Source organism: Paraburkholderia sp. SIMBA_053, from assembly GCF_046534895.1.
Lineage (GTDB): Bacteria > Pseudomonadota > Gammaproteobacteria > Burkholderiales > Burkholderiaceae > Paraburkholderia > Paraburkholderia caledonica.
Genome location: NZ_JAWRXU010000010.1, coordinates 153,248 through 164,644 on the forward strand (window position 1 = coordinate 153,248; position 11,397 = coordinate 164,644).

Consider the following 11,397-nt stretch of genomic DNA (forward strand, 5'->3'; position numbering starts at 1 on the left):
GCCGCCATTCATCGCGTTGCAATCTCGAAAAGCGCAGAAAGCTGTCTGTTTGCGCTTATACGTTGTACGACGACATATGAAGTCTATAAAACGCAGTTTGAGTTGTACAGACGGTATTTACCCGAGGAAACAACAGTTCGACAGGGATGACCTGAACCGGCCACGGGCGAGCCCCGGCGAGGCGGTGCGCCCGATTGCGCGAATAAGTGGAGAACGCACGCAGAACGACGGACATTATTCGGAATAACCGAAAAACGTCGCGTCCGCACGACAATGTCGTATGACGAGTGATGAATTTAATCGTTGCGAAGAGTGGGCGCCGACCGGGCTACCAGGCCAGCGCCCTACGCAAGAACAGTGCGCAGCGACTTAGAGATCGCCGGCGAATTCGGGCTCAGGCAAGCCGCTCACGCCGGGACGTACCGCGAAGAGATGGCCATCATGTTCGCTCGCGCCCGCGCCCGGACGAATCGACGTGACGAAAAGCGTGTCGAGATCGCGGCCGCCGAACGCGCACATGGCCGGCTTGATTGCAGGCACGGCAATCTGCCGGTCGAGTTTGCCTTGCGGCGTGAAGCGCAGCAATGCGCCCGCGTCGTTCGCGCAGATCCAGTAGCAGCCGTCGGCATCCACAGCGGCGCCATCGGGCCGGCCAACATAGTGGTTCAGATCCGCGAAGACGCGGCGGTTCTTCGGCTCACCCGTTTCGACTTCGTAGTCGAAAGCCCATATCTGCCTGCGCAGCGGATGCGAGTCTGACAGATACATGGTCTTGCCATCCGGCGACCAGCCCAGACCGTTTTGCGTAATGAGTCCGTCGACAACCGGCGCCGAGAGCACGCCCTGCGCGTCGAACCGGTAGAGCGCACCGGCTGGATTGGCCAAAGACATGTCCTGCACCATCGTGCCGGCCCAGAAGCGGCCTTGCCGGTCGCAGCGGCCGTCGTTGAAACGCATGTCGCCACAGGGGAAGACGGGCGCGGCGAGCTTGCGTCCTGTTACCTCGACGGGCTCGCTAGTGCGCACGGCTTGCGCCGTGGCATCGGTCGAACTTCCGCTCAAGGTCACCGCAAACAAGGCAGTCTCGCAGCCTGCGAGTACCGTGTCGCGACGGTCGAACGCGATGCACGCGACCTTCTCCGGCAACAGCCATTCAGAGCGCTCGCCCGTCTCCACCACGAGGCGCACGATTTTTTGCGCTGGAATGTCCACCCAGTAAAGCGCCTGTTCGGCAACACGCCAGACCGGACTTTCGCCGACGAGAGCCGGCGCCTGCCCCACCGCCTCGACTCGCTCGACGCGCGGATTGGTCGCCGCGCTCATCGCTTTGGCTCCATCGGTCCGGCCAGGACGAATGCGCCGCCCTGGAAGCGTTGCGTAGGATCGTCGAGATCGGCGGTCGGAGCCGCGACCGGGAAGAGATGTTCGAACTGGACCGAACTGTCTTGCGGACGAAAGCCGAGGAACGCCGCCTTCGTGTTATCGACCCACTTCGTGCGATTGTCCGAGACGCCGTACACGATCGCATGGCCGACGCGATTGGTGAACAGCGAACAGCGCACCAGCTCGATGAAGTCGCGATAGCTCAGATACGTGACGAGCATGCGCGGGTTCTTCGGTTGCTCGAACGACGAGCCGATCCGCAGACACACCGTCTCCAGGCCGAAGCGGTCGAAGTAATAGCGCGACAGCGATTCGCCGAAGCATTTGGTCACGCCGTACAGACTGTCGGGACGCAACGGCGCGTCGATATCCACTACTTCGGTCACTGGGTGAAAACCCACCGCGTGATTCGAGCTCGCGTACACGACGCGCTTCACACCCTGTTTCTGCGCAGCCGAATACAGGTTGTAGAGTCCGCGAATATTCGCTTCGAGCAGATCTTCGAAAGGCGCCTCGACGGAGATGCCGCCGAGATGGATCACCGCATCCACGCCTTCGAGCAGCGCGTGAACCGCGGCTTCGTCTGCGAGGTCGACGATCGCCGCTTCTTCGTGGTCAGCCACTTCGCCGAGCGGCGCGATGTCGGTTACGCGCACGACGTCGGCCCACGCCGCGAGTGCGCCGCGCAATTGCGTGCCGAGATTGCCGGCGGCACCGGTGAGCAGAAGGCGTCGGAAAGGTTTTTGTGCAGCCACGCGGTCAGAATTCGAGTCAGTCATGTCTTTTGTATTTATGAGTAGCCACTGTCAGTGAAGCAATAAAGGCGAATAGAGCCAGTCATGCAACGAGCCGTCAAGCCCAATGTAAAACGAGCCGCGAAATCGCGGCCCGCTAAATCCGGCGGTCAGGTCACCGGCGCCGGATTGAAGAGCGCCAGCGCATTGTGCAGCTTGAGCTTCTCCGCACAGGTCTTCTTGCGGCCGCTCGCAACGTCGAGCATGAAGCGGAACAGCTCCCAGCCCACCTCTTCGATCGTTGCCGAGCCTGTTGCAATCGTGCCCGCGTTGATGTCCATCAGGTCATGCCAGCGGCGCGCCAGATCCGAGCGCGTCGCGACCTTGATGACGGGGACTTCCGCGAGACTATACGGCGTGCCGCGGCCAGTCGTGAAGACGTGCAGATTGATGCCGGCCGCAAGCTGAAGCGTGCCGCAGATAAAGTCGCTCGCCGGCGTGGCCGCGTAGATCAGGCCTTTCTGCCGCACTTTCTCGCCCGGCGACAACACGCCGGAAATCGGCGAGTTACCCGATTTGATGATCGAGCCCATCGCCTTTTCGACGATGTTGGAGAGGCCGCCCTTCTTGTTGCCCGGCGTGGTGTTCGCGCTGCGGTCGGCGCCGCCGCGCTTCAGATAATCGTCGTACCACTGCATCTCGCGAATGATCGCCTGAGCGACGTCCGCGTTCGCCGCGCGCGCCGTCAGCTGATCGACGCCGTCGCGTACTTCGGTGACTTCGGAGAACATCACCGTGGCGCCGGCGCGCACCAGCAGGTCAGTCGCGAAGCCGACGGCCGGATTCGCAGTGAGACCGGAGAACGCGTCGCTGCCGCCGCACTGCACGCCCACGACCAGATCGGCCGCCGGGCAGGTTTCGCGACGCCGGTTGTTCAGGCGCTTCAGGTGACCTTCGGCCGTTCTCATGATCGACTCGACCATCGACTGAAAGCCGACGTGCGCTTCGTCCTGCAGCACGACAACGTCTCCGTTCTCGTCGGCGCCGAGATCGCCGATATCCGCGATTTCGCTCGGGTTCTGCGCCGCGGCGATGGGGATCGTGCCCGGCGGCATCAAACGCTCCGGCTGCAACTTCTCGCAACCGAGGCTCACCATCATCACCTCACCGCCGAAGTTCGGATTAAGCGCGATATTGCGGACCGTGCGGATCGGCACCATTGCGTCCGGCGCGTCGATCGCCACGCCGCAGCCATAGGTGTGGCCGAGACCCACCACGTCGTCGACATTCGGATATTTCGGCAGCAGTTCGGACTTGATGCGCACAACCGCGTGCTCGACGACGTCGGCGACGCACTGCACGGTCGTGGTGATCGCCAGGATGTTGCGCGAGCCCACCGAGCCGTCGGCGTTCCGGTAGCCCTCGAACGTGTAGCCCTCGAGCGGCGGCATTTCCGGCGCCTTGATGGTGGCGATCGGCAGGTCTTCGAGCCCCGGCGGGCTCGGCATGCGGATCACGTGTTCGTTGATCCAGCTTCCCTTGGGCAGCGCTTTGAGCGCATAGCCGATCACCACGTTATAGCGGATGACTTCGTCGCCTTCGGCCAGATCCGCAAGCGCGACCTTGTGACCTTGCGGGACGCGCTCGCGCAGCACGAGGCCGTCGGGAAAAACCGCGCCCTCGCCCAGGCCGCCGTCGTTGACGACGATCGCGACATTGTCATTGGGGTGAACGCGAATGTAGAGGGGTGAGAGTTCCATTGCATCGATCCTTATGGCGATTTACGCCTTCTGCGGCAGCAATTCATACGTCATCCTACAACATACATGTTTGTCCGCATGTTCCGTATTTACCCTATGACCAGCATTATGCCGCGAAAACTCCGTTGAGTTAGCCGAATTGTTGTTGTACGATGACGTATAAGAAATCTTCATTTCTATCGATCGACGGTTCAACCGATCTCAACCTTTAGCGACGCCCGGATACATACATCATGACTACACCGCAGGAACTCAAGCAGATCGTCTCGCAAGGCCTCCTCTCCTTCCCTGTCACCGACTTTGACGAAAAGGGCGATTTCCGCGCCGACACTTACGCCGAGCGCCTGGAATGGCTGGCTCCGTATGGCGCGTCGGCATTGTTCGTGGCGGGCGGCACGGGCGAGTTCTTCTCGCTCACGCATGACGACTACTCGAACGTGGTGCGTACCGCGACTGAAGTGTGCAAGGGCAAGGTACCCATTCTGGCCGGCGCAGGCGGCCCGACGCGCGTCGCGATTGCGTACGCGAAGGAAGCCGAGCGCCATGGCGCGAACGGCATCCTTCTGATGCCGCATTATTTGACGGAAGCCTGTCAGGAAGGTATCGCCGCGCACGCCGAAGAGGTCTGCAAGTCCGTGCCGAACATGGGCGTGATCATCTACAACCGCGCGAATTCCAAGCTCAACGCCGACATGCTCGAAGGCCTCGCGGAGCGCTGCCCGAACCTGATCGGTTTCAAGGACGGCGTGGGTGAGATCGAAAACATGGTAACGATCCGCCGCCGTCTGGGCGACCGTTTCTCGTACCTCGGCGGCCTGCCGACCGCGGAAGTCTACGCCGCGGCATACAAGGCGCTGGGCGTTCCGGTGTACTCGTCGGCAGTATTCAACTTCATTCCGAAGACGGCGATGGACTTCTACCGCGCTATCGCCGCGGACGACCACGCAACCGTCGGCAAGCTGATCGACGAGTTCTTCCTGCCGTACCTGAAGATCCGCAACCGCCGCGCCGGCTACGCGGTCAGCATCGTCAAGGCAGGTGCAAAGCTGGTTGGCCATAGCGCCGGCCCGGTGCGCGCACCGCTGACCGATCTGACCGAAGAAGAAATGGCGCAACTCGACACGCTCATCAAGACGCTCGGCCCGCAGTAATGCTGCGCGCCTGACCGGCGCGTGGATTTCGCGCCGGTCAGGAAACAAGCGCCGCACAAGCGGCAGCGCAACAGCGCCCGGGGACAACACCGTCGCCGGGCGTTTTTTGCAAATGCGTTTGGGAGCCGCCGCGCCGTCAAGGCCGGATGCCCGCTCCCTTGCATAAGAACTAAGGAGATGACCATGGACCTGAGCCGCACGGCAAGTTCCGCGAACGTTGCGAAGCGCACGAAAGTCCGCTACGCAATCCTGCTGCTTATCTTTGTAATCACCACGTTCAACTACGCGGACCGCGCGACGCTGTCGGTCACTGGCTCGGCAATGCGCGCCGAGTTCGGTTTCGACGCAATCCGGATGGGCTACATCTTCTCCGCGTTCAGTTGGGCGTACGTGCTTTCACAATTGCCGGCCGGCTGGCTGCTCGACCGCTTCGGCGCGCGGCGCGTGTATGCCGCGAGCATTTTCTTCTGGTCGCTCTTCACGCTGCTGCAAAGCTCGATCGGCCTGCTCGGCAGTGCGGCGGCCGCGGTCACCGGTCTCTTCCTGTTGCGTTTCGCGATGGGCGCGGCGGAATCGCCCGCCTTTCCCGCTAACGCCAAGGTGGTGGCAAGCTGGTTTCCCACCAAGGAACGCGGCACGGCATCGGCGATATTCAACTCGGCTCAGTACTTCGCGGCAGTCGTATTTACACCGTTGATGGCCTGGCTCACGCACGCGTTCGGCTGGCACATGGTCTACGTGGTGATGGGCGTCGCCGGCTTACTGCTCGCCCTCACCTGGCTCAAGGTGATGAAGCATCCCGCCGACCACCCGGGCGTCTCCGCTGCGGAACTCGAGTACATCGAACAGGGCGGCGGCGTGGTGAGCGGCCAACATAACGCGCGTCGTGAAAACGTCGAGAAGGCGGGCGGCTGGTCCCTCGTGCGTCAATTGCTGAGCAACCGGATGCTCGTCGGCGTCTATCTTGCGCAGTACTGCATCAACGTGCTGACGTACTTCTTCCTGACGTGGTTTCCGATCTACCTCGTGCAGGCGCGCGGCATGACGATCCTGCAAGCGGGCCTCGTAGCGTCGCTGCCCGCGATCTGCGGATTCTCGGGCGGCGTGCTCGGCGGCATCCTGTCCGATTCGCTGATCCGGCGCGGCCATTCGCTGACCGTCGCGCGCAAGGTGCCGATTGTCGGCGGCATGCTGCTGTCGGTGTCGATCATCGGCTGCAACTACGTTTCCACCGACTGGGTGGTCGTCGCGCTGATGTCGCTCGCGTTCTTCGGCAAGGGCATCGGCGCGCTCGGCTGGGCGGTGGTCGCCGATACATCGCCGAAGGAAGCGCTCGGTCTGTCCGGCGCGATCTTCAACATGTTCGGTAACGTGGCCGGCATCGTCACGCCGATTGTGATCGGCTATCTCGTGGCGAAGAGTGGCTCGTTCAATGGCGCGCTGGTTTTTGTCGGCGCAAATGCGCTGCTCACGGTGTTCAGCTACCTCGTGATCGTGAAGGACATCAAGCGCGTGGAATTGCGCCCGCGCTAAGCGCCGCGCCGGGTCGCCGCCCGGCAGCGCCGTACCGCGCGCCGCCGCTTACCCGCCGCGGCACGGCGCTAAATGATCCGGCCTTTCTATAATCAGTCGTCAGACGACGGTATAATGGATCGCACGAAGTCTCTGCAACTACCTGATTCAAGGGGCGTTTTCGATGGCTACACCACTGGCATCCGCGGCACCGCCACGACGCGCTCGTAATCTCGCCGAGCTCGTCGTCAATTACGTCACCGAGCAGATCGCGTCAAACGCCCTAAAGCCCGGCGACAAGCTGCCGACAGAATCGCAACTCATGGTCACGCTGAGCGTGAGCCGCACGGTTATCCGCGAAGCGATTTCGCGCCTGCAGGCGGGCAAGATCATTGAGACGCGTCACGGCATCGGCAGCTTCGTGCTCGAACCGCAGCGCGAAAAGCTCGGCATCGACATGGTGCCGGCCACCACGCTGCGCGACGTGCTGTCGATTCTCGAACTGCGCATCAGCCTCGAAACGGAATGTGCGGGCCTCGCCGCTCAACGCGCGAAGCCGGAAGACGTCGCCCGCATGCGCGCCGCCCTTGACGCGATCGAGGCGACGCGCCACAACGGACGCGACAGTGTCGATGCCGATTTGCAGTTCCATATCTCGGTGGCGCGCGCTACCGGCAACCGCTATTTCGTGGACATCCTCACGCAAATGGGCAGCGCGCTGATTCCGCGCAACCGGCTCGACTCGGCGGGCATTGCGCGCGCGGAGCCGGACGCGTACCTGTCGCTCGTCAACCTGGAGCACGAGAGCATCCTCGAGGCGATCAGCCGTCACGACGCCGAAGGTGCGCGCGCGGCCATGCGCATGCATCTGTCCAACAGCCGCGAACGGCTTCGCCGCGCGAACGAAATTTCAGAAAGCCATAGTTGACGGGTCGCTGAGCACCTCGCCGTTTCTCACGGCGAATGCACGGCAAGTACACGGCAAATCGCAAAAAAATGGCCGGGGAGTCGCCTCCCCGGCCATTTTTCGTTTCAGCCGCAGTTCGATCGCAACGATCAGCTGCGCGTGATCTCGCCATCGCGGCGGCGCCACAGGTCGAGCGGATTGTCGTCTGCCAGCGCCTGCGGCAGCAGGTCGGCCGGGAAATCCTGATAGCAGACCGGACGCAGGAAACGCTCGATCGCGGTCGTGCCGACCGAAGTCGCGCGGCTATCGGACGTAGCCGGGAACGGGCCGCCGTGAACCATCGCGTGACACACTTCGACACCGGTCGGATAGCCGTTGACCAGAAGCCGGCCCGCCTTGCGCTCGAGAATCGGCACGAGCTTTCTGGCTGCGGGTACGTCGGCGCTGTCCATCTGGATCGTCGCGGTCAACTGGCCTGCAAAGTGCTCGGCAACCTGCAGCAGTTCGTTTTCGTCCTTGCAGCGCACGATCGTCGATGCCGGTCCGAACACCTCGTCTTCCAGCGCCGGCGTGGCGAGGAACGTTTTGGCGTCCGTCACGAACAATGCCGCGCGCGCCTGGTTCGGCCCCGTCGCGTCGACGCCGCGCGCCACCGTCTCCACGCCCGGAATACCGGCCAGTTTGCTTTCGCCTTGCGTGTACGCCGAATGGATGCCCGATGTAAGCATGGTCTGCGCGGGCTTGCCGCCCAGCGCCTCGGACGCCACGGCGACGAAGTTCTTCAGCGCGTCGCTGTCGACAGCGATTGCAAGGCCCGGGTTGGTACAGAACTGGCCGGCGCCGAGCACCAGCGAATCCACGAAACCGCGAGCGATGTTCTCGGTGCGCTGCGTGAGCGCGTTCGGCAGCAGGAAAACCGGGTTGATGCTGCTCATTTCCGCAAAGACCGGAATCGGCTCGGGACGCGCCGCCGCGACGCGCATCAGCGCCAGGCCGCCCGCGCGCGAACCGGTGAAGCCGACCGCCTTGATCGCCGGATGCGCGACCAGCGCCTCACCGACCGAATTGCCTGCACCGACGATCAGCGAGAACACGCCTTCGGGCAAATCCATTTCCCGTGCGACGCGTTGAATCACGCGGCCCACCATTTCCGACGTGCCGAGGTGGGCACGATGTGCCTTCACCACCACCGGGCAACCGGCCGCGAGCGCCGCAGCCGTATCGCCGCCCGCCACCGAGAACGCGAGCGGGAAGTTGCTTGCGCCGAACACGGCGACCGGGCCGATCGCAATTTTCTGCATGCGCAGGTCGGAACGCGGCAGCGGCTTGCGCTCAGGCAGCGGCGAGTCGAGCGTCGCGTCGAGCCACTGGCCCGAGCGAACGAATTGCGCAAACAGCTTCAACTGCCCGGTCGTGCGGCCGCGCTCGCCTTCGAGGCGCGCTTTCGGCAAGCCCGACTCCTGCTGCGCACGCTCGACGAGCGCATCGCCAAGCGCAGTGATGCCGTCGGCGATGCGCTCGAGGAATTCCGCGCGCACTGCGAGCGGCAGTTGGCGGTACGGATCGAACGCTTTCTGCGCCAGTTCGCACGCAAGGCCGACGTCGCGAGCCGTGCCGCTGCCGAAAACCGGCTCGGCGATGTCCGAACCGGTGGCGGGATTGAATGCGTGCAGCGCCTCTTCGGCGCCGCGCACCGATTGACGGCCGATCAGCATTTCGCCGGTGATCCGACCGATGACTTCGCTGGAACTGGACATGTCTCTTCCTCTGGATTGAATGCTAAAGATATAAGTCATCCTACAACACAGCAGCGTTCCTGTGCAACCGGAACCGCCCTGCCTCGGCATGGATTCGGGTTAACGTGCCCGTTACAACGCCTTCCTCGGGTGCTAATCTGAAATAGATATACGACGACCTATAACATGCGGTCAGCCATCGTCGGAACTAGCCCGATCCATTGCCGTTCGAGGAAAACGTTCATGCCAGCCGCGCCCTGCCAGCCTTATCAGTCCCTTCCCAATAGTTTCCGCCAGGCGGTACGCGGAGGCGAAACCCTGATTGGCTGCTGGGCCTCGCTCGCCAGCCCGATCGTCACGGAGTTGCTCGGCGTGATCGGATTCGACTGGATGCTGCTCGACGCCGAGCATGCACCCAACGACGTCCTCACGCTGATTCCGCAACTGATGGCGCTGAAGGACAGCCGCAGCGCGCCGGTGGTGCGCCCGCCCGGCAACGACAGCGTCGTTATCAAGCGGCTGCTCGACAGCGGTTTTTCCAACTTCCTCGTGCCGTTCGTCGATAGCGCCGACGACGCAGCGCGCGCGGTCGCTGCCACCCGCTATCCGCCACAGGGCATTCGCGGCGTTTCGGTAGGTCACCGCGGCAACCGCTATGCGACGGTACCCGACTATTTTGACATTGCCAACGACAACGTCTGCGTGATCGTGCAAATCGAGAGCCGCCAAGCGGTAGAGGCCATCGACGAGATTCTGGCCGTGGACGGAGTCGACGGCGTTTTCGTCGGGCCGTCGGACCTCGCCGCGGGATACGGGCACCTGGGCAACGCCGGACATCCCGACGTGCAGCAGGCGATCGCGCATGTGTTCGAGCGCGCGCAGGCCGCCGGCAAGCCGAGCGGCATTCTTGCACCGGTGCAAGCCGACGCGGAGCGTTATCGTGACATGGGCTGCCGCATCATCGCCGTCTGCGCCGACCTCGGGCTCTTGAGGAACGCGGCGCAGACGGTCCACCAACACTTCATACAGAAACCGGCGGGCCAAAGCTGAACCGGGCGCTAAGCGCACCGTACCCGGCACAGGCGTGGCCGCCTTGATATCTCCGGAGCATTCCATGCAAAAAGCAGGCTTTATCGGACTCGGCATCATGGGCAAGCCCATGGCTGCCAATCTTCTCAAGAACGGCGTCACGCTCGCTGCCTTCACGCGCAGCGGCGTGCCCGACGATCTCACCCAAGCCGGCGCGCAGGCTTGCGACAGCCCCGCCGCCGTCGCCGCACAGGCGGACGTGATCTTCATCATGGTGCCGGACACGCCGGACGTCGAGCGCGTGCTGTTCGGCGAAAACGGGCTGGCGAGCGGCTTGCGCGCCGGGCAGACAGTGGTCGACATGAGTTCGATTTCGCCGATGGCCACCCGCGACTTCGCCGCTCGCGTACGTGAAACCGGCGCGGACTATCTCGACGCTCCGGTGTCGGGTGGCGAAGTCGGCGCGAAGGCGGGTTCGCTCACCATCATGGTGGGCGGCGAGCAGAACACCTTCGACAGCGTGAAGCCGTTGTTCGACATGATGGGCAAAAACGTCACGCTAATCGGCGCGGTCGGCGCCGGACAGGTATGCAAAGTCGCCAATCAGGTGATCGTGGCGGCCACTATCGAGGCAGTCGGCGAGGCGCTGCTCCTCGCGTCGAAAGCCGGCGTGGACCCGGCTCGCGTGCGAGAAGCCCTGATGGGCGGCTTCGCGTCGTCGCGCATTCTCGAAGTGCACGGCGAGCGTATGACCAAACGCACGTTCGACCCCGGCTTCCGCATCGAACTGCATCAGAAAGATTTGAATCTCGCGCTTCAGACCGCGCAGACACTCGGTGTCTCGTTGCCGAATACGGCTACCTGTCAGGCACTTTTCAACGCATGCGTCGCGCACGGCGGCAAGGCGTGGGACCACTCCGCGATGGTGCGCGCGCTCGAAGTGCTCGCCAATCACGAGATCGGCCAGCAAACAATCTGACCCGCCACGCGCATCCGGTCGCGCCGCTTTCTCCGTTCAATCCGACGAACGGGCAAAGCGGCGCGTATTGCGTTTCAACTCATCGCAAGCAGACAAAATCCCTTCGTTTCTTTCATTTATTAAGGATGACTGATGGAATTAAAGCGGTCGAGATGAACCGCGTACTTTCGAGCATCGACGACTATTTACAACGCCCTCAAGGGCAT

At 63.0% G+C, this 11,397-nt stretch carries 9 protein-coding genes; 5 read left to right on the plus strand and 4 right to left on the minus strand.

The annotated features are described in order from the left end of the window. Window positions 1–369: 369 nt before the first annotated feature. The 3 genes from SB753_RS25650 to garD form a co-directional block, all read right to left on the minus strand. Window positions 370–1,323, minus strand: coding sequence for an SMP-30/gluconolactonase/LRE family protein (locus SB753_RS25650; RefSeq protein WP_410802493.1), 954 nt, complete (start codon window positions 1,321–1,323; stop codon window positions 370–372). Then, complete coding sequence (locus SB753_RS25655; protein WP_410802494.1) at window positions 1,320–2,162, minus strand: NAD-dependent epimerase/dehydratase family protein; 843 nt, start codon at window positions 2,160–2,162, stop codon at window positions 1,320–1,322. Before SB753_RS25655 ends, SB753_RS25650 begins: the two co-directional genes overlap by 4 nt. 125 nt (window positions 2,163–2,287) lie before the next feature. Beyond that, window positions 2,288–3,877, minus strand: coding sequence for a galactarate dehydratase (gene garD / locus SB753_RS25660; protein WP_087754490.1), 1,590 nt, complete (start codon window positions 3,875–3,877; stop codon window positions 2,288–2,290). A gap of 233 nt (window positions 3,878–4,110) precedes the next feature. Here garD and kdgD point away from each other — a divergent pair, with 233 nt between their 5' ends. From kdgD to SB753_RS25675, 3 genes are all read left to right on the plus strand, one after another. Continuing rightward, the gene (gene kdgD / locus SB753_RS25665) at window positions 4,111–5,028 is read left to right on the plus strand and encodes a 5-dehydro-4-deoxyglucarate dehydratase (protein ID WP_410802496.1); all 918 of its coding nucleotides are present in this window, start codon (window positions 4,111–4,113) and stop codon (window positions 5,026–5,028) included. 183 nt (window positions 5,029–5,211) lie between these two features. Beyond that, on the plus strand, window positions 5,212–6,561 hold the full coding sequence (locus SB753_RS25670) for an MFS transporter (protein WP_131317600.1): 1,350 nt from the start codon (window positions 5,212–5,214) through the stop codon (window positions 6,559–6,561). A gap of 163 nt (window positions 6,562–6,724) precedes the next feature. Next, the gene (locus SB753_RS25675; RefSeq protein WP_020070333.1) at window positions 6,725–7,468 is read left to right on the plus strand and encodes a FadR/GntR family transcriptional regulator; all 744 of its coding nucleotides are present in this window, start codon (window positions 6,725–6,727) and stop codon (window positions 7,466–7,468) included. A gap of 128 nt (window positions 7,469–7,596) precedes the next feature. On the opposite strand, the gene SB753_RS25680 is transcribed toward SB753_RS25675, so the two are convergent. Then, entirely contained in the window at window positions 7,597–9,204 is a 1,608-nt protein-coding gene (locus SB753_RS25680; RefSeq protein ID WP_410802498.1) for an aldehyde dehydrogenase (NADP(+)), read from the minus strand. A gap of 222 nt (window positions 9,205–9,426) precedes the next feature. Here SB753_RS25680 and garL point away from each other — a divergent pair, with 222 nt between their 5' ends. Next, on the plus strand, window positions 9,427–10,233 hold the full coding sequence (gene garL, locus SB753_RS25685) for a 2-dehydro-3-deoxyglucarate aldolase (RefSeq protein WP_204523440.1): 807 nt from the start codon (window positions 9,427–9,429) through the stop codon (window positions 10,231–10,233). A 46-nt stretch (window positions 10,234–10,279) separates the two neighbouring features. Further along, complete coding sequence (locus tag SB753_RS25690; protein ID WP_410802552.1) at window positions 10,280–11,191, plus strand: 2-hydroxy-3-oxopropionate reductase; 912 nt, start codon at window positions 10,280–10,282, stop codon at window positions 11,189–11,191. Window positions 11,192–11,397 lie beyond the last annotated feature (206 nt).